This window comes from Roseococcus thiosulfatophilus (assembly GCF_017311575.1).
GTDB lineage: Bacteria > Pseudomonadota > Alphaproteobacteria > Acetobacterales > Acetobacteraceae > Roseococcus > Roseococcus thiosulfatophilus.
In genome coordinates, this window is sequence record NZ_JAFFQY010000002.1 from 146,436 (window position 1) to 171,995 (window position 25,560).

The 25,560-nt window shown below is 71.1% G+C and carries 23 protein-coding genes; 10 read left to right on the forward strand and 13 right to left on the reverse strand.

What is annotated here, in order from left to right:
• The first annotated feature begins 129 nt into the window (after positions 1-129).
• Positions 130-4,689, forward strand: a complete 4,560-nt coding sequence (locus JTN19_RS01570; RefSeq protein ID WP_340643253.1) for a glycoside hydrolase family 99-like domain-containing protein — start codon at positions 130-132, stop codon at positions 4,687-4,689.
• Positions 4,690-4,692: 3 nt separating this feature from the next.
• On the opposite strand, the gene mnhG is transcribed toward JTN19_RS01570, so the two are convergent.
• Genes mnhG through JTN19_RS01605 form a run of 7 tightly spaced genes read right to left on the reverse strand, consistent with a single transcriptional unit; the run spans position 4,693 to position 11,125 of the window.
• Positions 4,693-5,049, reverse strand: coding sequence for a monovalent cation/H(+) antiporter subunit G (gene mnhG, locus JTN19_RS01575; RefSeq protein WP_206929526.1), 357 nt, complete (start codon positions 5,047-5,049; stop codon positions 4,693-4,695).
• Positions 5,046-5,327 (reverse strand): K+/H+ antiporter subunit F, encoded by a 282-nt coding sequence (locus JTN19_RS01580; RefSeq protein WP_206929528.1) that lies wholly within the window; start codon positions 5,325-5,327, stop codon positions 5,046-5,048. Before JTN19_RS01580 ends, mnhG begins: the two co-directional genes overlap by 4 nt.
• On the reverse strand, positions 5,324-5,812 hold the full coding sequence (locus JTN19_RS01585; protein WP_206929530.1) for a Na+/H+ antiporter subunit E: 489 nt from the start codon (positions 5,810-5,812) through the stop codon (positions 5,324-5,326). The genes JTN19_RS01580 and JTN19_RS01585 overlap by 4 nt, the downstream gene beginning before the upstream one ends.
• Positions 5,809-7,386 (reverse strand): monovalent cation/H+ antiporter subunit D, encoded by a 1,578-nt coding sequence (locus JTN19_RS01590; RefSeq protein ID WP_206929532.1) that lies wholly within the window; start codon positions 7,384-7,386, stop codon positions 5,809-5,811. The genes JTN19_RS01585 and JTN19_RS01590 overlap by 4 nt, the downstream gene beginning before the upstream one ends.
• Positions 7,383-7,727 carry a Na+/H+ antiporter subunit C gene (locus JTN19_RS01595; protein WP_191084196.1) on the reverse strand — a complete coding sequence of 115 codons (345 nt, stop codon included), beginning with the start codon at positions 7,725-7,727 and terminating at the stop codon, positions 7,383-7,385. The genes JTN19_RS01590 and JTN19_RS01595 overlap by 4 nt, the downstream gene beginning before the upstream one ends.
• Positions 7,727-10,645 carry a monovalent cation/H+ antiporter subunit A gene (locus tag JTN19_RS01600; RefSeq protein ID WP_206929534.1) on the reverse strand — a complete coding sequence of 973 codons (2,919 nt, stop codon included), beginning with the start codon at positions 10,643-10,645 and terminating at the stop codon, positions 7,727-7,729. The genes JTN19_RS01595 and JTN19_RS01600 overlap by 1 nt, the downstream gene beginning before the upstream one ends.
• A gap of 6 nt (positions 10,646-10,651) precedes the next feature.
• Positions 10,652-11,125, reverse strand: coding sequence for a PTS sugar transporter subunit IIA (locus JTN19_RS01605; RefSeq protein WP_206929536.1), 474 nt, complete (start codon positions 11,123-11,125; stop codon positions 10,652-10,654).
• Between the two features lie 90 nt (positions 11,126-11,215).
• On the opposite strand from JTN19_RS01605, the gene JTN19_RS01610 reads away from it, so the two are divergent.
• From JTN19_RS01610 to JTN19_RS01620, 3 genes are read left to right on the forward strand one after another with little or no spacing between them, the layout of a single operon-like run.
• Positions 11,216-12,337 (forward strand): NAD(P)/FAD-dependent oxidoreductase, encoded by a 1,122-nt coding sequence (locus tag JTN19_RS01610; RefSeq protein ID WP_206929538.1) that lies wholly within the window; start codon positions 11,216-11,218, stop codon positions 12,335-12,337.
• On the forward strand, positions 12,318-12,611 hold the full coding sequence (locus tag JTN19_RS01615) for a (2Fe-2S)-binding protein (protein WP_206929540.1): 294 nt from the start codon (positions 12,318-12,320) through the stop codon (positions 12,609-12,611). Before JTN19_RS01610 ends, JTN19_RS01615 begins: the two co-directional genes overlap by 20 nt.
• Entirely contained in the window at positions 12,608-14,029 is a 1,422-nt protein-coding gene (locus tag JTN19_RS01620; RefSeq protein ID WP_206929543.1) for an FAD/NAD(P)-dependent oxidoreductase, read from the forward strand. Before JTN19_RS01615 ends, JTN19_RS01620 begins: the two co-directional genes overlap by 4 nt.
• A gap of 59 nt (positions 14,030-14,088) precedes the next feature.
• Here the strand turns inward: JTN19_RS01620 and JTN19_RS01625 are convergent, their stop codons facing one another.
• From JTN19_RS01625 to JTN19_RS01650, 6 genes are all read right to left on the reverse strand, one after another.
• Positions 14,089-14,736: a hypothetical protein gene (locus JTN19_RS01625; protein ID WP_206929545.1), complete on the reverse strand. Its 648-nt coding sequence runs from the start codon at positions 14,734-14,736 to the stop codon at positions 14,089-14,091.
• A gap of 145 nt (positions 14,737-14,881) precedes the next feature.
• Entirely contained in the window at positions 14,882-15,103 is a 222-nt protein-coding gene (locus JTN19_RS01630; RefSeq protein ID WP_206929547.1) for a DUF2934 domain-containing protein, read from the reverse strand.
• 57 nt (positions 15,104-15,160) lie between these two features.
• A complete protein-coding gene (locus JTN19_RS01635) occupies positions 15,161-15,349 on the reverse strand; it encodes a DUF3008 family protein (RefSeq protein ID WP_206929549.1) in 189 nt (62 codons plus the stop codon).
• Between the two features lie 44 nt (positions 15,350-15,393).
• Positions 15,394-16,710 carry an NtaA/DmoA family FMN-dependent monooxygenase gene (locus JTN19_RS01640; RefSeq protein WP_206929558.1) on the reverse strand — a complete coding sequence of 439 codons (1,317 nt, stop codon included), beginning with the start codon at positions 16,708-16,710 and terminating at the stop codon, positions 15,394-15,396.
• 13 nt (positions 16,711-16,723) lie between these two features.
• Positions 16,724-18,028, reverse strand: a complete 1,305-nt coding sequence (locus JTN19_RS01645) for an NtaA/DmoA family FMN-dependent monooxygenase (protein WP_206929567.1) — start codon at positions 18,026-18,028, stop codon at positions 16,724-16,726.
• Positions 18,029-18,149: 121 nt separating this feature from the next.
• Positions 18,150-19,769, reverse strand: coding sequence for an amidohydrolase (locus JTN19_RS01650; RefSeq protein WP_242530755.1), 1,620 nt, complete (start codon positions 19,767-19,769; stop codon positions 18,150-18,152).
• A gap of 198 nt (positions 19,770-19,967) precedes the next feature.
• Between JTN19_RS01650 and JTN19_RS01655 the strand changes: the two genes are divergently transcribed.
• From JTN19_RS01655 to JTN19_RS01680, 6 genes are read left to right on the forward strand one after another with little or no spacing between them, the layout of a single operon-like run.
• The gene (locus JTN19_RS01655) at positions 19,968-21,074 is read left to right on the forward strand and encodes an extracellular solute-binding protein (RefSeq protein ID WP_206929570.1); all 1,107 of its coding nucleotides are present in this window, start codon (positions 19,968-19,970) and stop codon (positions 21,072-21,074) included.
• Positions 21,075-21,089: 15 nt separating this feature from the next.
• Positions 21,090-22,028, forward strand: a complete 939-nt coding sequence (locus JTN19_RS01660; protein WP_340643254.1) for a 2-hydroxyacid dehydrogenase — start codon at positions 21,090-21,092, stop codon at positions 22,026-22,028.
• Positions 22,028-22,798, forward strand: a complete 771-nt coding sequence (locus JTN19_RS01665) for a class II aldolase/adducin family protein (protein ID WP_206929571.1) — start codon at positions 22,028-22,030, stop codon at positions 22,796-22,798. The genes JTN19_RS01660 and JTN19_RS01665 overlap by 1 nt, the downstream gene beginning before the upstream one ends.
• The gene (locus JTN19_RS01670; protein ID WP_206929573.1) at positions 22,795-23,889 is read left to right on the forward strand and encodes an ATP-binding cassette domain-containing protein; all 1,095 of its coding nucleotides are present in this window, start codon (positions 22,795-22,797) and stop codon (positions 23,887-23,889) included. The genes JTN19_RS01665 and JTN19_RS01670 overlap by 4 nt, the downstream gene beginning before the upstream one ends.
• The gene (locus JTN19_RS01675) at positions 23,886-24,734 is read left to right on the forward strand and encodes an ABC transporter permease (RefSeq protein ID WP_206929575.1); all 849 of its coding nucleotides are present in this window, start codon (positions 23,886-23,888) and stop codon (positions 24,732-24,734) included. Before JTN19_RS01670 ends, JTN19_RS01675 begins: the two co-directional genes overlap by 4 nt.
• 3 nt (positions 24,735-24,737) lie before the next feature.
• On the forward strand, positions 24,738-25,523 hold the full coding sequence (locus tag JTN19_RS01680) for an ABC transporter permease (RefSeq protein WP_206929577.1): 786 nt from the start codon (positions 24,738-24,740) through the stop codon (positions 25,521-25,523).
• The last annotated feature ends 37 nt before the right edge of the window (positions 25,524-25,560 follow it).

The window sequence follows — 25,560 nt, forward strand, 5'->3', positions numbered from 1 at the left end:
ACGCCGACTTCGAACACAATATCGGCGTATGATGGACTTTCCGAAATTGATCGGATCGCCCCAGGCTCGGCCTCCGCAATCTTCCGGCAGCCCGCGCGGCAGGGCGCGATCAGCGCGTGGTGGGGCCATGTGCCCTTCGCGCAATGGCTGATGCATGTGGCGCGGCCCCGCCGTGTGGTGGAGCTCGGCACGCACAATGGCGTGTCCTACGCCGCCTTCTGTTCCTCGGTGCAGGTGGAACAGCTCGACTGCCGCTGCACCGCCGTGGACACCTGGGAGGGCGACCACCAGGCCGGCCGCTATGACAGCCGCGTCTTCGATGAGCTGCGTGCCTGGCACGACCCTGCCTATTCCGGCTTCTCGACCTTGATGCGCTGCACCTTCGACGAGGCCGCGCCCAGGGTCGAGGATGGCAGCGTGGACCTGCTCCACATCGATGGCCTGCACACCTATGAGGCGGTGCGCCACGACCTGGAGACCTGGCTGCCCAAGATGTCGCGGCGCGGCATCGTGCTGCTGCACGACACGGAGGTGCGACACGGCGATTTCGGCGTCTGGCGCCTGTGGGAGGAAGTGAAGGACCGCTACCCCTCCTTCGGTTTCCGCCACAGCCACGGGCTTGGCGTGCTCGCCGTCGGCGCCGAGGCCGCGCCCGCGATCCTGGCCCTGTGCGCGACGCGCGAGCCCGAGCGGATCGCGCGGGTGGAGGCGTTGTTCGCCATGATCGGCCGCCGCTGGTCGGCCGAGGGCGAACTGGTCTTCGAGTGGGCAAGGTCCGCGGAGCTGCGCGAGGCGGCCCGGCAGGCCGAGACCCGCGAGGCCGCGGCGGTGGCCGGGATGGATGCCACGATGGGCAGCACCACCTGGCGCGCCACCCGGCCGCTGCGCGCCGTCTTGGCCCGCGCGCCGTGGCTCCGCGCGGCGATCCGGTCGCCGCTGCGCTCCGCCGCGCGGCTGGCCCGCCACGCCCGGCGGCTGGCGCAGCAGCGGAGGATCGGCGCGCGCCTCGTGCAAAGCGGCCTGTTCGACCCGGCGTACTACCTGGCCGCCAACCCCGATGTGGAGGCGGCCGGCATCGACCCGCTCTCCCACTTCCTCTCCACCGGCTGGCGTGAGCGCCGGGACCCCTCGCCGGGCTTTTCCGTGCGAGGCTACCTCGCGCGGTACGAGGATGTGCGGGAGTCGGGCATGAACCCGCTGCTGCACTACCTGCTGCACGGGCGCCGCGAAGGCCGCCTCGCGGTGAGTGGCAGCGGTGAGCTCGTGCATTTCCCGCGGCGCCAGACCAAGGCCGGCAAGGTCCTGGATCTTCTCGGCGCCATGGCCAGGGATCCGGGCCTCATGGTCAGCATCGCGCGCAAGAGCCGACAGATCGGCCTGCGCCGCGCCGCGGCCCTGGCCTGGGCGGCGGCCGTGCCGCCGGACCCCGTGCCGCCCGACGCCACACGCGCGCCGGAGGGCCCCGAGGATGAGCTGATCGAAGCCTTCGGGATCGTGCCCTACTGCATCAACCCGCATCTGCAGCAGGATCCGGCGGTGCCGCCGCTGCGCCTGGCCGTGCACCTGCACCTCTACTACGAGGAGATGACCGAGCGGTGCATCGGCTACCTCCGCAACATCCCCGCCCGTTTCGACCTCTTCGTCTCCGTGCCCGAGGGGCGGGACACCGGGGCGCTGTCGCAACGGCTGGCCGAGGCGCTGCCGGAAGCGGGCGAGGTGGTGGTGGAAGCGGTGCCCAACCGCGGCCGTGACATCGCGCCCCTCATCGTGCAGTTCGGCCCGCGCCTGCTGCGCTACGACGCGGTGGCGCATTTCCACACCAAGAAGAGCCCGCACCGGACATCCTACGCGACCTGGTTCGAGCGGATCATGGACACGCTCTGCGGCTCGCGCAGCGGGGTCACGCAGATCCTCGACCTGCTCGCGCGGGATGCCAAGACGGTCTACCCGGCCGGCAACAAGACCCCCGTGGCCGACAACGGCTGGAGCGGGAACCAGGCCATGGCGGCGGAGCTTCTCGCGGCGCAGGGGCTGGAGGGCATCGAGGACCTGCCGCGGGTCGAGTTCCCGCAGGGCTCCATGTTCTGGGCCCGTGCCGCGAGCCTGTCGCGGCTGCTCAGCCTGAAGCTGCGCTTCGAGGATTTCCCGGAGGAACCGATCCCGCCCGACGGCACGCTGGCGCATGCGTTGGAACGCCTCATCCTGGTGCTGGGGCGGTCGGAGCCCGGGCGCAACTATCGCCTCGAAGCCCCTGGGCTGAGCCGCGAGGGCGGCCCGCTGTTCGAGGCGCAGCACGATTTCTCGGGCGAGATCGTGCACGACACGGTCAAGGTGCTGGCCTACTATCTGCCGCAATTCCACCCGACGCCCGAGAACAGCGCCTGGCACGGCGAGGGCTTCACCGAGTGGTACAAGGTCCGTGGCGCCTATCCACTGTTCCAGGGACATTACCAGCAACACGTCCCGCACCCCGACCTCGGCTACTACCACCTCGATTCCCCGGCGCAGCTCCAGCGCCAGGCCGAGATGATGCGCAAGGCCGGCGTGCACGGGATGATCTTCTACCACTATTGGTTCTCGGGCCGGCTGATCCTGGAGAAGCCGGCGGAGATGCTGCTCGGCGCGCCCGAGGTGGCGATGCCGTTCTGCTTCTGCTGGGCGAACGAGAACTGGACGCGCCGCTGGGATGGCAACGAGCAGGAGATCCTGCTGGGCCAGAACTACTCGCCGGAGGATGCCGCGGCCTTCATCCGCCACCTCATCCCCTTCTTCCGGGACGGGCGCTACATCAAGGTGGACGGCCGGCCGCTGCTGTTCGTCTACCGCCCCTCCTCCATCCCGGCCGGGCAGGATTATGTCGGCATCTGGCGGCGCGAATGCGAGGCGGCGGGCCTGCGCGCGCCCTATGTCGTCGCGGTGCTGACCCGTGGCGCCGCCTCGCCCGCGGATCACGGGATGGATGCGGGCGCCGAGCGGGTGCTGCATGACTGGCTGGGCGCCGCCGCGCGCGACATCCGCGGCGCGCTGCGCCCCTACTGGCCGGTGAATGGCAGCGTCCTGGACTACAGGGACGTCGCAAACCACTACATGCGCCAGACCCTGCCACGGGACGTGCCGCTGTTCCGCTCGCTGGTGCCGGCCTGGGACAACACGGCGCGCTATGGCTCCGAGGCGTTCATGCTGCATCACTTCAGCACGGAGGTGATGCAGCGCTGGATGGAACACCTGGTCGGCGACGCGGAACGCCATCTGCCCGTGGACCGGCGCTTCGTCATCGTGAACGCCTGGAACGAATGGGCCGAGGGCGCACATCTCGAACCCGACATGCGCTTCGGCTACGGATACCTGAACGCCATCGGGCGGGCGCTCAGCGGCAGGGCCTTCGGCGCGCTGGACGACATCGCGGTGCCGGCGGGGCTCGTCATCGCGCTGGCCTTCGGCGAGGCCGCGGCGGCACGGCTGGAGCACGATGCGGAGGCGCGCCGGAAGTTCGTCCGTTGCCTTGGCAATTCCGAAGGGTTGGACGGCGCCCGGCTGCTCGTGGCCGATGAGGGGCTGGCGGAGGCCTTGCGCGCGGAGGGCCTCACCTGTGAGGACCCGGCGCAGGCCGAGGCCGCCTTCACGCTCCACTTCGCGGACCTCTTCCTCTTCCCCGACCACAGCATCGAGCGCCTGCTGCAGATGGCGCTGCGCTTCCCCGGCCACAGCATCTGCGCGAGCCCTGTCAACGACCCCGGCTTCCTGCATGACCCCGCCGCGCCGGCGGGGCAGATCCCCTTCCCCTATGACGGCCGCACGGGCATGGAGCTGGAACCGGCGGCGCCGGTGCTGGGCTACAAGGTCTGCGCGCAGGCGCCCTGCTTCCGCATGGGCGAGCGCCATGACGGCGCGGGTGACCGCGTCTCGACCGTGATCCGCTACCACGGGCGGGGCGACCGCCGGCTTCTCGCGAATGCGCTGCTGAGCCTGCTGGCGCAGGCGGGTTGCCGCGTGCGGCCCTGCATCGGTGTCCAGGACATGCCGGAGGCCGAGAGGGACGCCTTCCTGCGCGAGTTGGACAGGCTGCCCTGGGCGGAGGCGTGCCGCCCCCTGGTGCGCTTCTTCCACGGCACCCCCGAGCAGCCCGACCGGCGTTCCGAAATGCTGAACGAGATGCTGCGCGCGGCCGGGCCGGACTATGTCGGCTTCCTGGACTATGACGACGTCCTGTTCCCGCATGCCTACGCGACGCTGCTGGCCCGTCTGCGGCTGACGGGCAAGAACGCCACCTTTGGCCGCGTCTATTCCACCGCCGTGGACGGCGCGAGCGGCCATATCCTTCGGCGCGAGCGCGTCTACGACCATGGCCGCACCTATGCGGACTTCCTCGCCACGAACCACGCGCCGGTGCACAGCTTCCTTCTCGACATGCGCCAGATTGATGCCACGGCGATCGCGTATTTCCCCGAGATGAAGTTCATGGAGGACTACTACCTGACCTTGCAGGTCTTTTCGGCCGATGGGGCCGACTGGGAGTCGCTCGCGCAGGACAATTTCGTCGGCGACTACATCTATATGCAGGGCCAGGATACGAACACGCTCGCGGTCTCGGACGCCGCGAAGCGACGCGAGCAGCTCATGAGCCCCGAGTTCAGCCTGTCGCTGGTGCGGATCACCGAGCTGCGCGAAAGGCTGGCGAAGCGGCGCTGAGGCCTACCCCTCCCCCGTCGTGCTGCGCGGCACCTCCGCGCTGCCCTCGCGCCGGTCGCGGTAGAGGGCGGCGCGGGCCAGCAGCATCAGCGTCACCGGCGTGGTCAGCACCATGAAGACCGCGATCAGCACCTCATGCAGCACGGGGCGCGACTGCAGCACGGTGAAGAACAGCATCGAGGCCAGCAGGATGCTGCCGATGCCAAGCGTGGTGCCGAGCGTGGGCGCATGGATGCGCTCATAGAAGTTCCGCAGCCTGAGCAGGCCGATGGCACCCACCAGCCCCAGCCCCGCCCCCAGCAGCAGCAGCAGCGAGACGAGGATGGCGGCCCAGGCGGGCAGGCTTTCGGCATGGGTCATTCGATCACCTCGCCGCGCATGAGGAACTTCGACAGGGCGGCGGTGGCCACGAAGCCCAGCAGGGCGATGACCAGCGCCGCCTCGAAATACACCACGCTGCCGGTGCGGATGCCGAAGACCAGCAGCAGCATGGCGGCCAGCACGTAGAAGGTGTCCAGCGCCAGCACGCGGTCCTGCGCGCGGGGCCCGACGGCCACGCGCCAGACCGCGCAGCCCATGGCCAGCGCCAGCATCACCTGCGCGAGGAACACCGACCAGGAGAGGATCATCGCCGTCATTCGAAGATCTCCATCAGCCGGGCCTCGTAGCGGTCCTTGATGATGCGCACCCATTCCGCCTCGTCGATGAGGTCGAGGACGTGCAGCAGCATGATGCCGCGGGCGGAATCATACTCGGCCCAGACGGTGCCGGGCGTGGCGGTCAGGATGCAGGCCAGCGCGGCCAGGCCCGCGGGGCTGCGCATGTCGAGCGGGATGCGCACGAAGCCCGAGCTGCGGCCCCGCGTGCGCGGCGCCAGGATGAGGCGCGCGACCGCGTTGTTGGAGCGGAAGACCTCCACCAGCACCACCCAGGCCAGGCGGAGCGCGGCCAGCGGCCGGCGCAGCCGGGTGCGGGGCGGGTCCAGCACGGCCAGGAGCCAGCCGCCCACCAGCGCCAGGGCGGCGCCCAGCAGCAGCGCGCCCGGCCCCATGCTGCCCACCAGCAGCAGCCACAGCAGCAGAAGCGCGGCCGAGACCCAGGGGAAGGGCAGCACGCGCCTCATGGCCGCATCACGCCGCCGACATAGCCCGCGGGCGCGTGCAGCCCCGCCGCCGTGTCGTGCATGTAGCGCATCACCGGCCCGGCCATGAGGGTGAGGCCGAGGCACAGCGCGAGCAGCCCGGCCACGGGCAGGATCTCGGCCATGGCGACACGCGGCGGCGGGCCCGGCGCGGCCCAGAAGGCGTCCATGCCCACCCGCGTCATGGCGATGAGGCAGGCGAGGCCCGAGAGGATCAGCGCGGCCAGCACGGCCCAGGTGGTGGCGGGGAGGCCGTCTGCCCCCGTGCCGATCAGCGGTGCCAGGATGGCGAATTTGGCGAGGAAGCCCGAGAGCGGCGGCAGCCCCGCCAGCAGCAGCGCGCAGGCCATGAAGCCCAGCCCCAGAAGCGCCATGATGGCGGGGATGGCGACGCCGATCTCCTCGTCATCGTCGAGGTATTCCTCCTCCGCGCCCTCGCCGAAGGCCTCGCGCGTCACGGCCAGCACGTCCGCGCCCACCTCGCGCCCGCGCTCGATCAGTTCGATCAGCAGGAAAAGCGCCGCGATCGCGAGCACGGAACTGGTCATGTAGAACAGCGCGCCGCCCGTCACCGCCACTTGCCCCGCGCCCAGCGCCGCCAGCAGCGTGCCGGAGGAGACGATGACGCAGGCACCGGCCAGCCGCGCCATGTTCTGCGTGGCCAGCACGGCGAGCGAGCCGAAGGCGATGGTGGCAAGCCCACCCAGCATCAGCCAGGTGCCGCCGAAGCCCGAAGACGCCCCGGCCTCGTCCCCGAACAGCAGCAGCCACAGCCGCAGCACGGCATAGATGCCCACCTTGCTCAGTAGGGAGAGGATGGCGGCCGCCGGCGCGCTGGCCGCGCCATAGGTGCCGGGCAGCCAGAACCCCACCGGCCACATGGCGGCCTTGATGAGGAAGGCGACGCCCAGGATGGCGCAGCCCGTCTCCAGCAAAGCGCGGTCCTCGGCCGCGATGTCGTGCATGCGGGCCGCGAGGTCCGCCATATTGAGCGTGCCCGCCACGCCATAGATGACGCTGACCCCCACCAGGAAAACCAGCGAGGCCGCGAGGTTGATCGCGATGTAGTGCAGCCCCGCCCGCACCCGCGCCGTGCCCGAGCCGTGCAGCGCGAGCCCGTAGGAGGCCGCCAGCATCACCTCGAAGAAGACGAAGAGGTTGAACAGGTCGCCCGCCAGGAAGGCGCCGTTGAGCCCCATGAGCTGGAACTGGAACAGCGGATGGAAATGCGCCCCCGCCCGGTCCCACCGGGCCAGCGCGAAGACATGGGCGGCCAGGCCCAGCACGGAAGCCAGCACCAGCATCAGCGCGGAGAGCCGGTCCAGCACCAGCACGATGCCGAAGCTGGAAGGCCAGTTGCCGAGGCGATAGAGCTGCACCTCGGCCGCCGACGCGCCGTCGGCGCGCAGCAACAACATGGCGGCCACCACCACCAGCGCGGCGGTGGCGGCGAGGCCCAGCGCCGTCTGCAGCACGCGCCGCCGCTCGCCCAGCAGCATCATCAGCGCGCCGGCGAAGAGCGGGATGATGATCGGCGCGATGACGAGATGTGTCATCGGTCCTGCTCCCGCCCATCCACATGGTCGGTGCCGGTCAGGCCGCGCGCGGCCAGCAGCACCACGAGGAACAGCGCCGTGGTGGCGAAGCTGATGACGATGGCCGTCAGCACCAGCGCCTGGGGCAGCGGGTCGGCATGGGTCGTGAGGTCGCCGACCCCGCCCGGCTCCAGCACCGGCGCCGCGCCCGTCCGCAGCCCGCCCGTGGAGAAGATGAAGAGATTCACCGCGTAGGAGAGCAGCGACAGCCCCATGATGACCTGGAAGGTGCGCGGCCGCAGCAGCAGCCACACGCCCGAGCCGGTCAGCACCCCGATGCCGATGGCGACGACCAGCTCCATCAATCCTCTCCCGGCACCAGGGCGCGGGGGGCCGTTTCGGCCCGGCGCTCCGCGCGGTGGCCGCGGACGGACTGGTGCGCCAGCGCGATCAGCATCAGCACCGTGGCCCCCACCACCAGGGCGAAGACGCCGATGTCGAAGAGGAGCGCGCTCGCCGTCGGCACGCGGCCTATCCAGGGCAGGTCGGCATAGGCGAAGTAGGTGGTCAGGAAGGGCATGCCGAAGAACAGCGAGGCCAGCCCCACGCCGCCCGCCAGCAGCAGCCCCGTCCCCATCCAGCGCAGCGGCAGCACGCGCAGCTTCTCCTCGGTCCAGGCCGCGCCGCCGATCATGTATTGCAGGATGATGGCGATGGAGGCCACCAGCCCCGCCGCGAAGCCGCCGCCGGGCTGGTCATGCCCGCGCAGCAGCAGGTGAACAGCCAGGATGCAGATGACGGGAAACAGCAGCCGCGTCAGCACCGAGGGCACCAGCAGCCAGTCCGCCACCGTGTCGCCGTCGCGCCGGTCGGGCCGCTCGGCGTCGCGGGCGGACTGGTCGCGCTGCTGCTCGGGCACCTCCACGCTCTCGGGCGCGGGGCGGAAGCGGCGCAGCAGGGCGAAGACCGTGAGCGCGACGGCGCCGAGCACGAAGATCTCGCCCAGCGTGTCGAAGGCGCGGAAATCCACCAGAATGACGTTCACCACATTGGTGCCGCCGCCCTCGGTATAGGCGCGGGCCAGGAAATGCTGGGCCAGCAGGTCGGGGGGCGTGCGCGTCATCACCGCGAAGGCGAGTGCCGCCATGCCCAAGCCCGCCGCGATGGCGATGGCGAGGTCGCGCAGGCGGCGGCTGATGGTGACCACCTCCACGCCCGTGGCCCCCGGCTTGTCCATGCGCTTCGGCAGCCAGCGCAGGCCCAGCACCAGCAGCACGGTCGTCACCACCTCCACCAGAAGCTGGGTCAGGGCGAGGTCGGGGGCGGAGAACCACACGAAGGTGATGCAGACCACGAGCCCCGCGCCGCCCAGCAGCATGATGGCCGCGAAGCGGTGGAACTTGGCCTGCCAGGCCGCGCCCAGCGCGCAGGCGGCCCCCACCACCCAGACGAGGGCGATGACCGGGTCCACCCCCTGCGGCACCAGGTTGCCCGGCCCCACGCCGCGATGCCAGGCCGCGAAGCCCCCCGCTGCCAGTGCCAGCAACAGCACCATGCGAAGCTGCTGCTGCAGCCGCCGCGTGCCGAGCACCCCCTCCAGCCGCCGCGCGAGGCGCCAGGAGAGGAAGACCAGCGCGCGTTCGAAGATGCGCCGGCCTTCCAGGCGGCGGATCAGCGGCGGGCCCTCGATGCCGCTGCGCAGGTGCTTCTGCAGGGCCATATAAAGCACCACGCCGCCGCCGAGGGCGATCATGCTCATCACCAGCGGCAGGTTCACGCCGTGCCAGACGGCGAGGCTGTAGTAAGGCGTCGCCTCGCCGAGCACGGAACGCGCGGCGAGGTCGAGGAAGGGCCCCACCGTCGCGGCCGGCAGCACGCCCACGAAGATGCAGCCCAGCACCAGGATCTCGACGGGGAAGCGCATCCAGGCCGGCGGTTCGTGCGGCTGGCGCGGCAGGTCCTGGGGGTCGGGGCCGAAGAAGGTGCCGTGGATGAAGCGCAGCGAGTAGGTCACGCTGAAGGCCGAGGCGAGCATCGCCACCAGCGGCAGCACGAGCAGCCCATCGGCCGAGAGCGCCTCCTCGAAGAACATCTCCTTCGAGATGAAACCGTTCAGCAGCGGCACGCCCGCCATGGCCGCCGCCGCCACGAGCGCGAGGCGCCCTGTGAAGGGCATGGTGCGGTTCAGCCCCGACAAGCGGCGGATGTCGCGCGTGCCGGACTCGTGGTCAATGATGCCCGCCGCCATGAAGAGCGAGGCCTTGAAGGTGGCGTGGTTCAGGATGTGGAAGATGGCCGCCACCAGCGCCAGATGGCTGTTCAGCCCGAGCAGCAGCGTGATCAGCCCGAGGTGGCTGATGGTGGAATAGGCCAGCAGCCCCTTCAGGTCATGCTGGAAGATGGCGACATAGGCGCCGACCAGCAGGGTGATCAGCCCCGCCGTGCCCACGATCCAGAACCAGGCATCGGTGCCGGCCATGACGGGCCAGAGCCGCACCATGAGGAACAGCCCCACCTTCACCAGCGTCGCCGAATGCAGATAGGCCGAGACGGGGGTGGGGGCCGCCATGGCGTGCGGCAGCCAGAAATGGAAGGGGAATTGAGCGCTCTTGGTCAGCGCGCCCAGCAGCACCAGCACCAGGGCCGGCAGATAGAGCGGGTGGTTCCGGATGGCATCGCCCGAGGCCAACACCACGTCGAGGTCATGGCTGCCGACGATGTGGCCGATCAGCAGCAGGCCCGCGAAGAGGCAGAGCCCGCCCGTGGCCGTCACCGTCAGCGCGATGCGCGCCCCGTCCCGCGCGGCCTGGGTGTGATGCCAATAGCCGATCAGCAGGAAGGAGAAGAGGGAGGTCATCTCCCAGAAGAAGGCGAGCTGGATGAGATTGCCCGACAGCACCAGCCCGCACATCGCGCCCATGAAGGCCAGCAGGAAGGCGAAGAAGCGCGGCACCGGGTCTTCGGTGGACATGTAGTAGCGCGCATAGACCACGACCAGCGCGCCGATGCCCGTGACCATCCCGGCGAACAGCCAGGCCAGCCCGTCCATCCGCAGCACGAAGTTCAGCCCGAGCTGCGGCACCCAGGCGAATTCCGCCCGCAACACGCCGCCCTGGGAGATGGTGGGATAGGCGGTCCAGACCAGCGCCAGCCCCGCCAGCGCCACGCCGCCCGCCAGGTAGGCGGCGGCATTGCGCGCATGGGTCGCGAGAAGCGAAGCGGCCAGCGCGCCCAGGAAGGGCAGCGCGACGAGGCTGAGGAGGAGGAGGCTGTCCGACACCCTCCCTCAGCCATCCTGGCCGGGGCTGGGGGTGAGCAGGGAAGCGACCTCCTCCGGCGTGGCGGCGGCGCGCAGGCGGCGCAGGGTCTGCGGTTCGCGCAGCGCGCGGCAGGTCTCGGCGAGCGAGGGCAGGAAGCCCTCCGGCTCCGCCGCGGGCCAGAGGACTAGGATGACGAGGTCCACCGGCTCCTCGTCCCGCGCCTCATAGTCCACGGGGCGGGCCAGGCGGGCGAAGAGCATGGTGGGGGGGATTTCGCCCTCCATCCGCGCATGGGGCAGGGCGACGCCGCGACCGAGTGCCGTGGAGCCCAGCGCCTCGCGCGCCTGCACGGCGTCCAGCACCTCGCGCTCGGGCAGGTTCAGGCGGCGGGCGGCCTCGGCGGCGAGGGATTGCAGCACGGCGCGCTTGCTGCCGCCGGCGAAGCCCAGCAGCACGTCGGTGGGCGCGATGCGGATGGCATTCTGATCGGGAGCCGGCATGCCTTGGAGATAGCCAACCCCTCCCCCCGCCGCAATGCCGGGCCGGCATCCGGGGTTTGCACCGGAACGCGGCGCGGCCATGCTGCCGGCATGACAAGGGCATTCGACATCGCGGTGGTCGGCGGCGGAATCGTGGGCCTGGCCGTGGCGCGGGGGCTGGCGGGCCGGGGCCTCGGCGTCGCCATACTGGATGAGGGCGACGTGGCGCGGCGTGCCAGCCGCGGCAACTTCGCCCTGGTCTGGGTGCAGTCCAAGGGGCTCGGCATGGCGCGCTATGGCGCCTGGACCACGGGCAGTGCCGCGCTCTGGCCCGGCTTCGCGGCGGCGCTGCGCGCGGAGACGGGGCAGGACGTGTCGCTGGCCCAGCCCGGGGGCTATTCGCTCTGCCTGTCGGAGGAGGAGCTGGACCGCCGCCGCGCCGCCATGATGCGCATGCACAACCAGCCCGGCTGGGAGCCCATCCCCTGGGAGGTGCAGGACCATGACCGCATCGCCCGCGCGATGCCGGGGCTGGGGCGCGACGTGGTGGGCGGCGTCTTCTGCCCGTTGGATGGGCATGTGAACTCGCTGCGGCTGTTCCGGGCGCTGCACGCCAGCGCGCTCGCGCGCGGCGCCACCTACCTGCCGGACCATCCGGTGCGGGACATCGCGCCGCTTCCGGGGGGCGGCTTTCGCATCACGACGGCGCAGGGCGAGATCGAGGCCGGGCGCATCGTGCTGGCGGCGGGGCTGGGCAATGCGGCGCTGGCGCCCATGGTGGGGCTTACCGCCCCGGTGCGGCCGCAGCGCGGCCAGGTGCTCGTGACCGAGCGCACCGCCCCCTTCCTGCCCCACCCCGTCGCCACCCTGCGGCAGACCGATGAGGGCAGCGTCATGATCGGCGACAGCAAGGAGGAGAACCCGGTGGATGAGGCCGTGGGGCCGGGCGTGCTGGCCGCCATGGCCCGGCGCGCGGCGCGCATGTTCCCGGTGCTGGGGGGCCTGAACATCGTCCGCAGCTGGGGCGCGCTGCGCGTCATGTCGCGGGATGGCTTCCCGGTCTATGACGAGAGCGAGACGGCGCCCGGCGCCTTCCTCGTCACCTGCCACAGCGGCGTGACCCTGGCGGCCGCGCATTCCGAGGTGCTGGCGCCCATGATCGCGGGCGGGGGGCTGGAGGACTCGGTCGCCGCCTTCAGCGCGCGGAGGTTCGATGTTCCGTCGGCTGCATGAGGGCGCCACCCCCCTGCCCTTCACCTTCGAGGGCGAGGCGGTGGAAGGGCGCGAGGGCGACAGCGTGGCCGCCGCCCTGCTGGCGCTGGGCCACGACGCGACGCGCGAGACGGGCGTCTCCGGCGCGCCCCGCGGGCCCTATTGCATGATGGGCGTCTGCTTCGACTGCCTGGTGATGATTGATGGCGTGGGCAACCGCCAGGCCTGCCTGGTGCCCCTGCGCGCGGGGATGGAGGTGCGCCGCCAGCGCGGCAGGCGGAAGGCGGGCGCATGAAGCGCCTGTCCGACGTCGCGTCGCTGCGCGAGGGCTATGACCTCGCCATCATCGGCGCGGGCCCGGCCGGGATGGCCGCGGCGGCGACGGCCGGAGGGCGCGGCCTCTCAGTGCTGCTGCTGGACGAGAACCCGGGGCTGGGCGGGCAGGTGCACCGGGGCGTGGAGGCCTCACCACTTGCCGCCGTGCCGGCGCTGGCCAATGTGCCGGGCGCCGGGCGCGCCCTGGCCCAGGCCGCCGCCCGCGCCGAGGTGGAATTCCTGCCCGGCGCCACCGTCTGGCACCTGGACGCGGCTCGGCGCATCGGTGTCTCGGCGGGCGGGGCGGCGCGCATGGTGGTGGCGCGGCGCGTCATCATCGCCACGGGCGCGCTGGAGCGGCCCATGCCCATCCCCGGCTGGACCCTGCCCGGCGTGATGAGCGTGGGGGCCGCGCAGACGCTGCTGAAGGCGCAGGGGCTGGTGCCGGAGGGGCGCGTGGTGATGGCGGGCAGCGGGCCGCTGCTGTGGCTCTACGCCGCGCAGCTTGTGGCGGCGGGCCACCCGCCCGCGCTGCTGCTGGACACGACGCCGCGGGCGAACTGGCGGGCGGCGCTGCCGCATCTCTGGGATTTCCTGCGCTCCCCTTACGCCGCCAAGGGCGCGGGGCTGCTGGCGCGGGTGCGGCGGGGGGTGCGGGTGGTGTCGGGCGTGGCGTCGCTTGCCATCCGCGCGGCGCCGGGCGGGCTGGAGGTGGCCTGGCCCGGCGGGACGGCGCGGGCGGACCGCGTGCTGCTGCACCAGGGCGTGGTGCCGCAGACGAACCTGGCCCAGGCCGCGGGCTGCGAACTGGCTTGGGACAAGGCCCAGGCCTGCTTCGTGCCGCGCACCGACGGCTGGGGCGAGACGAACCTCCCGGGCATCGCCATCGCGGGGGACACGGCCGGCATCGCGGGCGCGGAGGCGGCGGAGGCCTCGGGGCATGTCGCCGCGCTGGCGGCGCTGCACGCGCTGGGCGCGCTGGACGGCGCGGCGCGCGATGCCGCCGCCGCGCCGCACCAGGCCGCCCGCGCGCGCTGGCGGCGCGGACGCGCCTTCCTCGATGCGCTGTATCTGCCCGCGCCCGGCTTCCGTGTGGCGCCGGACGAGGCGATCGCCTGCCGCTGCGAGGAGGTGACGGGGGCGGCGCTGCGCGAGGCCGTGCGCCTCGGCGCCACGGGCCCGAACCAGGCCAAGGCCTTCCTGCGCTGCGGCATGGGTCCCTGCCAGGGGCGCATGTGCATGCTGACGGTGGTGGAGACCATCGTGGCCGCGCGGGGCGTGGCGCCTGGCACGATCAAGCCGCTGCGCATCCGCCCGCCGGTGAAGCCCGTGACCTTGGCCGAGATCGCGGCCATGGACAGCACGGAGGCCGAGCGCGCGGCGGTGGAGGGGCGTTAGCCTCAGATCGGCTTCGGTGGAAGCACCCAAGCCGCGAAGCCGCCGCTCGGCGGACGGACTCAGCGCGGCCGGCAGGTCGTCAGGCTGGCGGCGGCGAAGCCGGGCACGCCGCTGGGGCCCACCACCAGGCGCAACTCGGTGTTGCCCAGCATGAGGCTCGCCTCCGCGGGCAGGCCGGTCATGGTGGCGCTGCCGCCCTCCACGCCCAGCCCCGCGAAGGTGACGGTGGTGGCGGCGTTGAGGTCCGTGGCGGTGGCGGGGGCGACGGCGCGCACGGTGATCATGCCCTCCGCGAAGCTGGTGCTGTCATCCTCCGCGCCGCGCGGCCCGATGCCGATGCGGAAGCGGCGCGACACCACCGGCCCGTCGCAGCGGGACGCCGGTTCCGCGCGCGCGATGACGTCCGACATGCGCGCGGGCGTGAGACCCGCGTCCAGCCGCTCGCGCAGCCGTGCCACAAGCTGGGCCATGTCGCCCTGCGGCACCTCGCGGTCATAGCGCTGGCGCAGCGCGGCCAGCGCCGTGCGGGCGGTGTCGCGTTCGGCCTGGAGGTCGCGGTTGCGCTGCTCGAGGTCGCGTTGGGTCGCGAGGGAGCGTTGCAGGTTCGCCTCCAGCCGCTCCACCTCGAGCCGCGCGAGCTGGGAGCCGGCCTGGTGCGCCGCATAGCCGATCGCGACGAAGATGCCCGCCACGGTCAGCCATTTCACGAGGGGCCACCAGTTCTGCCGGCCCCTGCTGCCCCGTCTCCTGCGCACCGCCTACCTCATCCCGGCATGGCCCACCTTGGTGCGGCGGACCTGACGCTGGGGTTCTACAGGCAGCGGGGCTTGCGGGACAACCTCGCGCGGCGCCTCAGCCGCGTTCGGGGCCGGTGATCCCGGTATGGGCTGGCGGGTCGCTGGCCGGGAAGCTCTCCTCGCTGGCCTCGTCCACGGCCGTCTCGGCCTCCTGGATCTGGCGCAGCGCCTCCTCGCGGAAGGCGTCCGGTCCGCCGGCGGGCGAGCCGGCGGCGACCCACAGCGCATGGGCCTCGGCGTCGAGACGCTTTTCCTTCAGGGCGGTGCTTCCGGACATGTCTGCCTCCTTGCGGTATGGTGCCGCAGGAACGCAGACAGGCGCCTTGCGTTGCGCTCACCCCTTGTGGTCGCGCCGCGGCAGTTCGGAACGCTTGGCGTGGGCCATCCTCTTGAGCTCGGCCTCGTCCATGCTCTCGGCCATGGATTTCGACGCGCCCTTGAGGCGTGATTTCGGCATGTCGCCGCGCTTGGCGGCGAGCGCGGCGCCGGCGGCCTTCTGCTGCTGCTTGGACTTGGCGGGCATGGGTGGCCTCCTCGCCGGCATGAACCGGCGAGGAGGCGCGCGGTTCAGAATTCCCGCAGATTGTCCCGGAAATGCGCGTGGGCGTATTCGCGGCGCACCAGGCCGCGCGCCTGCAGCGCGGGCACCAGCCCATCCGCCACCTCGGCCACGGCGCGGCGGCTGACATCGTTCATGGAGAGCAGGAAGCCATCGCCGCCCGCCTCCTGCATGGCCTCTTCCATCTGCGACGCCACGGCATCGGGGGTGCCGACCAGGTCCACCGAGCCCGGGTTGCCGCGATAGGCCAGCATGGCCTCGCGCAGGCTGCGCTTGCCGGCGAAGCGCTTGAACTCGTCCAGCGATTGCTGGTGGCCGTTGGTGGTGAGCTCCATCTGGTCCACCGGCGTGTCGAGGTCCATCTGGCCGAAATCAATGTTCGTGATCTTGCCGAAGAAGGCCAGCATCTGCGGCACCTGGGCCTCGATGCGGGCACGGCGCTGGCGCAGGCGAAGCTGGGCTTCCTCCATCGTGTCGCCCAGCGTGGGCGTGACGAGGAACAGGATCTTCACATCGTCCGGGTTGCGGCCCTGGGCCACGGCGTGCGCGCGCACATCGTCGCGATAGACCTTCATGCCCGCCGCGCCCTTCACCTGCGCCACCACCGTGTCCGCATGGGTGGCCGCGAAGCGGCGGCCGCGCGGGCTGCCGCCCGCCTGCGCGATGACGGGCCGCCCCTGCGGGCAGGGGCCGGAATTGAGCGGCCCGCGCGTCTTGTACCACTGCCCGGCGAAGTTCGGCGCATGGACCTTGGTGTGGTCCACCAGCACGCCCGATTGCGTGTCGGCCAGGATTGCCCCCGGCTCCCAGCTGTCCCACAGCGCGTTCACGGCGGCCATGTATTCATCGGCCATGTCGTAGCGCAGATCGTGCGGCGGCATGCCGTCCATGCCGTAGTTCATCGCGGCGAAATCGCTGCTGCCAGTCACCATGTTCCAGCCGATGCGGCCCGAGGACACCTGGTCCAGCGAGGCCACCAGCCGCGCCAGCAGGTAGGGCGGATAGGCGAAGGTGGAGAGGGTGGGGACGATGCCGATATGCTTCGTGGCGGCGGCCATCAGGGTGGCGATCACGCTCGGGTCCTGGCGCGGCACGGAGAGGCCGTGGTGCAGGTAGATCTCGCGCGATCCCGCATAGCTCTCGCCGATATAGGAGCTGTCCTCGATCAGCACATAGTCGAAGCGGGCACGTTCCAGGGCGCGGGCCAGGTCGCAGAACAGCTCCGGCACCATCCAGTCGCGCCCGATGGCGCCGGTCCAGGGCTCGCCCCAGGCCTGGACGGAGGAGCCCTGGAGGAACCAGCCGAGGTGGAAGGGACGGGTCATCGCAAGCGGCCTTTCATGGGGAAGCGAGGTTCTGGCGCAGCGTGGCGCCGGCATAGTCGCGGCGGAACAGGCCGCGGCGCTGGAGTTCGGGCACGAGAAGGCGCGCGACCTCCTCGAACATCGCGGGGAAGACGGTGGGCCAGAAGATGAAGCCGTCGCAGGCCTCGGTGGTGAACCATTCCTCCAGCATGTCGGCCACGGTGGCGGCGGAACCGACCAGCAGGCCGCGGGGCTTCGCCGCCGCTTCCGCGAAGCCCAGACCTTCCGCGCGCGCCTGGGCCAGCACGCGGTCGGTGGAGCCGGCGATGCCCTGGTTGCCCTGGGCCTCGGCCACTTCCCGCGCCGTCTGGTGGCGCGTCAGGTCCACGCCGACCAGGGCGGAGTTCAGCATCATCTGCGCGTCGGGCGCGATGAGGGATTGCAGGTAGTCGTGCCTCTCGCGCGCGATGCTGTCCGTCTCGGCCAGGACCAGGGCGAAGCTGGGCAGGATCTTGCAATCCTCCGGGCGGCGGCCGGCGGCGACGAGGCGGGCATGCATGTCGGCGCGGAAGGCGATGGCGTCCTCGCGCAGATGGGGCGTCATGAAGATGATCTCGGCCCAGCGCGCGGCGAATTCACGGCCACGCTCCGAAGAGCCGGCCTGCATCAGCACCGGCCGCCCCTGCGGGCTGCGCGGGATGGAAAGCGGCCCGCGTGTGCGGACGAAGCGCCCCTCGTAGTTGGCGTAGCGAACGCGCGCGGGGTCCACGAAGACGCCGCCTGCGCGGTCCTTCACCAGCGCGCCCTCGTCCCAGCCATCCCAGAGCGCGCAGCAGGCCTCCAGCGCCTCATCGGCGCGATCGTAGCGTTCGTGCTTGGGCGGGATGCCGTCCATCCCGAAATTCCGCGCTTCCAGATCGGTCGCCGAGGTCACGACATTCCACGCCGCGCGCCCGCCACTCATGTGATCCAACGAGGCCAGGCTGCGCGCCAGCGCGTAGGGGTGCGCGAAGCTGGTGGAGAGGGTGGCGCCCAGCCCGAGATGCCGCGTGGCGCGCGCCATGATGGGCAGCACCATCATGGGGTCGAGGTAGCTGATCTGCCCGCCATGGCGCAGCGTGGCGTCGAAATTGCCGCCATGGATGTCCTGGAGGCCGAAGGTGTCGGCGTAGAAGCAGCCATCGAAGCGCGCGGCTTCCAGCACGCGCGCAATGTGCTCGTAGCGCGCAGGGTCGAAGATGTCGTCCAGCGCCGCGGCCGGGTGGCGCCAGGCGCCCGGGTGGTTCGCGGTGGGGCCCGTCTTGAGATAGGCCACGAGGTGCATCCGGCGCGCGGTCATGGCGCAACGCACCCCAATTCTGGCGGCGGGACGATGGGCAAGCGGCCTCCTGGTTCAGGCTGAAGGGCCGTGCGTTGTTCTGGCGTCGTTGGCGCGACTATGCGCCACGTGATGCCACGCGTCACCCCCCGTGCCGCACCACGCCGCCCACCACCGTGGCCGTCACGCGCGTGTCACGGATGGCGGTGGGGTCGCAGCCGAGGATGTCGGTGTCGAGCACGGCAAAATCGGCCAGCTTGCCGATCTCGAGACTGCCCTTGTCGCCCTCCTCCCGCTGCGCGAAGGCGCCAAGCGTGGTGTAGGCGGCCAGCGCCTCGCGTGGCGTGATGGCCTCGCTGGCGTCAAGGTCCGCGCCTGATTGCGTGCGGCGCGTGACCATCGCGCCCAGCGCGGTGAAGGGGTTCACGCGGCACACCGCGAAGTCCGAATGGCCAGGCGCCGGCACCCCCGCCGCGATCAGGCTGCGGTGGGGCCACATATGGCGCATGGCCGCCTGGCCGCGATTGGCCACATAGGCCTCGCCCAGCTCGTCCATGAAGCCCGTGGCGCTCGAATCGATGAAGCCGCCGCGCTTCAGCCGCGCCAGGATGGGGGGTGTCACGAAGCAGCAATGCTCCACGCGCATCCGGTGGTCCTGCACCGGGTGCGCGGCGAGTGCCGCCTCCATCACGTCCAGCGCGAAATCAATGCCGCGGTCACCCACGCCCTCGATCATCACCTGCAAGCCGGCCTTGTGGGCGGCGCTGACGCGCTCGGTCAGGTCCGCCTTGTCGTAGAGCAGCATGCCGGTGTTGGGCACGGGCTCGCCGGGCACGGGCGTGCCGAGATAGGGGTCCCAATAGGCGGCGGTGCGGCCGGAGGTGGAGCAATCCGGGCACCATTCCACGCCGATCAGCCGCAGCCATTCATCCCCGAAGCCCGAGCGGATGCCCGCCCCGATCAGATGCGGCACCAGCGGCACGTCCCGGCCGGAGGCCATGATGCCGAGGCGCATGCGGAACCTTCTCTTGCGCCGCATCGCCTGGAAGGCGCGGATGGCCTGGGTGGGCGTCAGCGCATTGCCCACCGAGGTGATGCCATGGGCCAGGCACTGGTCCTGCACCATCTCCATGCCATCCATGATGTCGGATTCGCTGTCGGTGGCGTGGATGGCGTCGAGGAAGATGTGCGCCGCCGTCTCCCGCACCAGCCCGGTCAGCGCGCCCGTCGCGGGGTCGCGGCCGAAGGCGCCGAAGGGTGGGTCGGCAACGTCGTCGGACAGCCCGCAGGCGGCGAAGGCGGCGCGGTTGGCGAGGCCCATATGCCCGTCCGTGCGCAGGATGAAGACCGGGCGGCCGGCGCCGGCGGCGTCCAGTTCCTCGCGCGTCGGGTAGCCGCCGCTGGCCCGCTCGTTCAGCCGGTAGAAGGCGCCCCAGCGGCCGGGCGGCAGCGAGGCGCAGACGCGGTGGATGGTGGCCAGAAGCGCCTCGCGATCGGCGACCCGGTCGGGCGAGACCAGCGTCCAGCCCTTGAGCCGCACCGCATAGGCGTCCGGGTGGCAATGGCTGTCCACGATGCCGGGGATGACGCGGGCGCCCGTGGCATCGAGCACCCGCGTGCTGGGCCCGATATGCTGGCGCATGGCGAAATCCTCGCCCATGGCGACGATGCGCCCGCCCATGGACGCCAGCCCGCCGGTGATGTCCCCCTGCCCCCCCATGGTCGCGATACGGGCGTTGAGCAGGACGAATTCGGCGTTCATTCGCATCTCCGGACAGGGTAGGGCAGCCTAGCCCCAAGGCGTCGCGCATCGCCATGATTGCGGCCGGCGCCGCGCCGTGGTCTGATCCGGCCCCGGGAGACTGACGCTGGCGCCACGGCAACCATCGAGTTGCGTCTGGGATGGCTGCGCCGTGCAATCATGCGGCCGCGCACCGACAGACACGGGCAGGAGAGACGGATGCAGAGCTTCCAGCAGGATTGCGTCGAGTTGGCGCTGGCGAAATTCCGGCGCGGGGAGATGGACCGCCGCACCCTGCTGGCGGGACTCACGGCCCTCGGCGTGGGGGCCGCCGTGGCCGGCAAGGCCGGTGCGCAGACGCCGCAGAACATCGTGATGGTGAACTGGGGCGGCATGGCCAACCAGGCCTTCGGCCGCTTCTATGGCGAGCCCTTCATGGCCGCCAACCCGGGCTTTCGCGTCGTGCAGGACAGCACGGGGCCGTCCGCCGGCCGCATCCGTTCCATGGTGGAGAGCGGGCGCGTCACCTGGGACCTTTGCGACAGTTCCGCCACCTCGGCCTTCCTGCTGGGCGGCATGAACCTGCTGACGCCGGTGGACTATAATGTGGTGAATCGGGACCATGTGCTGGGCCCGACCTTCGCGCTGGAGCACGGGGCCGCGCCCTACTCGTTCAGCAACGTGCTGGTCTATGACAGCCAGCGCTTCCCCACGCCGCCCACCGGCTGGGCGGATTTCTGGGACCTTCGCCGCTTCCCCGGCACGCGGCTGCTGCGGCGTGACGCGGCGGGCGCGCTGGACGCGGCGCAGATGTCGCTGGGGCGCCCCCTGCCGGAGCTTTATCCGCTGGACGTGCGGGCCTCGCTCGCTCGCGTGCGGGAAATCCGGCGCAACCTGGTCTTCTGGACCTCGGGCGCGGAGTCGGAGCAGTTCATCCGCACGGGCGAGGCGGTGATGGGCCAGATCTGGCACACCCGCGCCAAGGTGCTGGAGCAGGAGAGCAACGGGCGGTTCAAGTTCATCTGGAACCAGGGGATTCTCCAGCCCGGCATCTTCGTCAGCCCGCGCGGCAACCCGGCGGGGGCTGCGGCGCAGCGGCTGCTGGCCTCGATGCTGGCCAATGCCGAGCAGCAGGTGGAATTGCTGAAGTTCTTCGGCAATGGCCCGACCAACCCGGCAGCCGCGCCGCTGGTGCCGGAGGAATACAAGCGCTTCAACCCGACCGAGCCCGCCAACGCCGCCGTGCAGGTGGCGCAGAACGGGCGCTGGTGGGGTGAGAACTATGCCCGCGTGAACGCCGACTACATCGACATGGTGACTGGCTGACATAGGGTATTTCGCGTGATCCTGGTGGTGAAGTCGGGCGGCCCCGAGGCCGTCCTGGAATGGCGTCGCGGCTTCGGTGACCTGGTGCCGGGCCTGGAGGTCCGGGACTGGAATGACCCAGACGTGACGCCCGAGATGGTGGACTACGCGTTGGTCTGGGACCCCGAGCCAGGGCGCCTCGCCGCCATGCCCAGGCTGCGCGCCATCTTTGGCTCGGGCGCGGGCGTGGACCATATCGTGGCGGACCCGACGCTGCCGCCCGGCGTCCCCATCGTGCGCTGCGTGCCGGAGGAGGCCACGCAGCGCATGGGCGAATTCGTGGTGTGGGCCGTGCTGTCGCTGGCCAAGGAGGCGCGGCGCATGGCGCTGGCCCAGGCCGCGCGGGAATGGGCGGCGGTGGACCCGCCCTTCGCCGCCGCCGACCGCACCGTGGGCATCATGGGCCTCGGCGCCATGGGCCAGCGTTCGGCCGAGATGCTGCGCGCGCTGGGCATTCCGGTGCGCGGCTGGTCGCGCAGCCGCAAATCCATCCCCGGCGTCGAATGCTTCGCCGGTGCCGGGGAGCGCGACGCCTTCCTCTCCGGCTGCGACGTGCTGGTCTGCCTGCTGCCCGCCACCGCAGAAACCCAGGGCCTTCTCGCGGCGCCGCTGCTGGCGAAGCTGCCGCGCGGCGCGGGGCTGGTGCAGGTGGGGCGCGGGGCGCAGCAGGTGCTGCCCGACATCATCGCGGCCCTTGATTCCGGGCAGTTGTCCGGCGCGGTGCTGGACGTCTTCACGCCCGAGCCTTTGCCCGCGGACAGCCCGGCCTGGGCGCACCCTTCCATCATCGTCACGCCCCATGTGGCCAGCCTGCCCAGCCGCGCCGAGCGCGCGCGCTACGTGGCCCGCGCCATCGCCGCGCTGGAGCGTGGCGAGGCCATCCCCCATCTCTACGACCCCGCGCGAGGCTATTGATGTCCCTTCCCCCGCCGCCCGTCCGCCCCGACCCGAACCGCGTGCCGACCGAACAGGAGCTGCGCGAGGATCTGGCCGCGGCCTATCGCCTCATCGCGCATTTCGGCATGACGGACCTGGTGTTCACGCACCTGTCCGTGCGGCTGCCGGGGCCGGGGCATCGCTTCCTGGTGAACCCCTATGGGCTGCTGTTCGAGGAGATCACGGCCTCCTCCCTCGTCGCCGTGGATGCGGAGGGCGAGCCTTTGCAGGAGACCAGCTGGCCCGTGAACCCGGCGGGCTTCGTCATCCATTCGGCCGTGCACACGGGGCGCGAGGACGCGGCCTGCGTCATGCACACCCACACCATCGCCGGCATGGCCGTGGCGGCGCAGGAACAGGGGCTGCTGCCGCTGAACCAGATCAGCATCGAGTTCGCGGGGCGTGTCGCCATCCATGAATACGAGGGCATCGCGGCGGACGACAACCTGTCGGAACGGCAGCGCCTGGTGCGCGACCTGGGCAGCCATAACTGCATGATCCTGCGCAACCATGGCCTGCTGACGGTGGGCCGCACGGTCGCCGAAGCCTTCTACTACATGTACTACCTGGAGCAGTCCTGCCGCATCCAGCTTGCCGCGCAATCGGGCGGCAAGGCGGTGACCATGCCGCCGCCCGAGGTGGTGGAACGCACGCGCGACCAGTTCGGCAGCGGCCCCACCAAGGGCTGGCTGCCCTGGCAGGCGCTGCGCCGCAAGCTCGATCGCCAGCAGCCGGACTACAAGTCGTGAAGGGCCACGCCCTCTCGCTGCGGCGGCTGACCAAGCGCTATGGCGACTTCACGGCGGTGGAGGATGTCTCGCTGGAGGTGGAGCAGGGCCAGTTCCTGACGCTGCTGGGCCCGAGCGGCTCGGGCAAGACCACCATCCTGATGGCGGTGGCGGGCTTCGTGGAGCCGACCGACGGGCATGTGCTGCTGGACGGGCGCGACATCACGCCGCTGCCGCCCGAAAAGCGCGATTTCGGCATGGTCTTCCAGGGCTATGCGCTGTTCCCGCATATGAGCGTGGCCGACAACGTGGCCTTCCCGCTGCGCGTGCGCGGCCAGTCGCGCGCCGACAGGGACGCCAAGGTGCGCGCGGCGCTGGACCTGGTGCAGCTTTCGGCCTTCGCGGAGCGGCTGCCGAAGCAGCTTTCGGGCGGGCAGCAGCAGCGCGTGGCGCTGGCCCGCGCGCTGGTCTTCGACCCCAATCTGCTGCTGCTGGACGAACCCCTCTCCGCGCTCGACAAGAAGCTGCGCGCCGAACTCCAGGAGGAGCTGAAGGCGCTGCACCGGCGCATCGGCCGCACCTTCATCAACGTGACGCATGACCAGGAGGAGGCGCTGTCCCTGTCGGACCGCATCGCCATCCTGAACCATGGCAGGCTGGTGCAGTTCGGCGGCCCCGGCGAGTTGTATGAACGCCCGCGCACCCGCTTCGTGGCCGACTTCCTGGGCAAGTCGAACTTCCTGCACGGAATCGCGCGCGGGCCGGACGCGGCGGGGATGCTGCTGGAGACGCCGGGCCAGGGCATCCATGTGCGCTTCGTCGGGCCCGTCCACATGCCGCGCGATGGCGGGCCCGCCCTGCTCTCGCTGCGCCCCGAGAAGATCACGGTGCTGAACCCGGGCGAGACGGCCGAGAATGTGGTGGAGGGCACGGTGCGCGCCTTCGCCTATCTGGGGGCCGGCTTCTCGCTGGTGGTGCAGACCGCGCATCTGGGCGAAATCCGCGCCGTGCTGCCCGCCTGGCAATCCCCCGTGGCGCCAGCCGAAGGCTTGGCGGTCAGGCTCGGCTGGGCGGCCGACGCCGCCGTGCCGGTGGAGGAGGACGCGCCATGAACGCCTCCGGCCGCGCGAGCCTGGGCTGGTGGCTGCTGCTGCTGCCCGCCGTGGCGCTGGTGCTGTTCTTCTACGTGGCGCCCATCGTGCAAGTGCTCACCATCTCCTTCACCGAGCCGGAGCCGGGCTGGGGCAACTACGAACGGCTTCTGACGTCCGAAGGCATCCAGCGCGTCATCTTCACCACGCTGCGCATCTGCCTGCTGACCACCGCATTCGCGCTGCTGCTGGGCTATGCCATCGCCTATGCCATCACGCTGGCCTCACCGCGGGCGCGCAACTGGTGGATCCTGGCGGTGCTGGTGCCGCTGTGGATCTCGGTGCTGGTGCGGGCCTTCGCCTGGGTCACGCTGCTGCGCCGCCAGGGGCTGGTGAACAACACGCTGATGCAGGCGGGCGTGATCAGCGAACCGCTGCCGCTGGTGTGGAACGAATTCGGCATCCTGGTCGGCATGGTGCACTACATGGTGCCCTTCGCCGTGCTGCCCATGCTGGCCTCCATGCGTGAGATCGACATGCGGCTGCTGGCGGCCGCGCGGGGGCTCGGCGCCTCGCGCGGGCAGGTGTTCCGCCAGGTCTTCCTGCCGCTCTCCATGCCGGGGGTGATCGCGGCCGGCGTGCTGGTCTTTATCTTCTCGCTGGGCTTCTACATCACGCCCGCCATCCTGGGCGGCGGCCGCACGCTGATGGTGGCGGAGTGGATCGCGCTGCAGATCCTGGACCTGATCCGCTGGGGGCTGGGCACCATGATGGCGACGATGCTGGTGGTGGCCATCATGGTCACGCTGCTGGTCTTCTCGCGCATCGTGGATCTGCGCCGCATGTTCGGCGCGGGGGGGAGGTAGGCCATGCACGGCACCCATGGCGCGGGGCCCTTCGGGCGGGGGCTGGCCTGGATCACGGCGCTCTACCTCGTCCTGCCCATCCTGATCGTGCTGCCGGTGGCGCTGACGGACCAGCGCTTCCTCTCTCTGCCGCATGAGGGGCTGAGCCTGCAGCATTTCCGCACGGTGCTGACCTCGGAGGAATGGCTGGGCTCCATCTGGCAGTCCTTCACCATCGCGCTCGCCTCCACGGTGCTGTCGGTGGTGGCGGGGACGCTGTGCGCCATCGGCTGCTGGCGCATCTCGCGCCAGGCGACGGAGTTGGTGCGGCTGCTGATGCTGCTGCCGCTGATCATTCCCTCGATCGTCTATGCGATCGGGCTATATCGATATTTCGGGCCGCTCGACCTGCTAGACCGTTTCGTGGGCGTGGTCATCGCCCATGGGGTGACCGGCATCCCCTATGTGGTCATCACCGTCTCGACGGCGCTGGCGGCCTTCGACCCGCGGCTGGAGCAGGCGGCGCGGGGCATGGGGGCCTCGCTCATGCAGACGCTGCGCTGGGTGATCCTGCCGCGCATCATGCCGGGCATCGTCTCGGGGGCCATCTTCGCCTTCATCCATTCCTGGGATGAGCTGGTGATGGTGCTGTTCATCGCGAGCCGCGACGTCTTCACCCTGCCCCGCCGCATCTGGGACGGGATCAACGAGAACCTGGACCCCGCCATGGCGGCGGTGGCGGTGCTGCTGATCGTGTTCACCCTGCTGCTGCTGCTGGTGGACATGGCGCTGCGGCGGCGCGCGCAGTAGGCGGGGAGCGCGCGGCCGGTGCAGGCGCCTCGGCCTA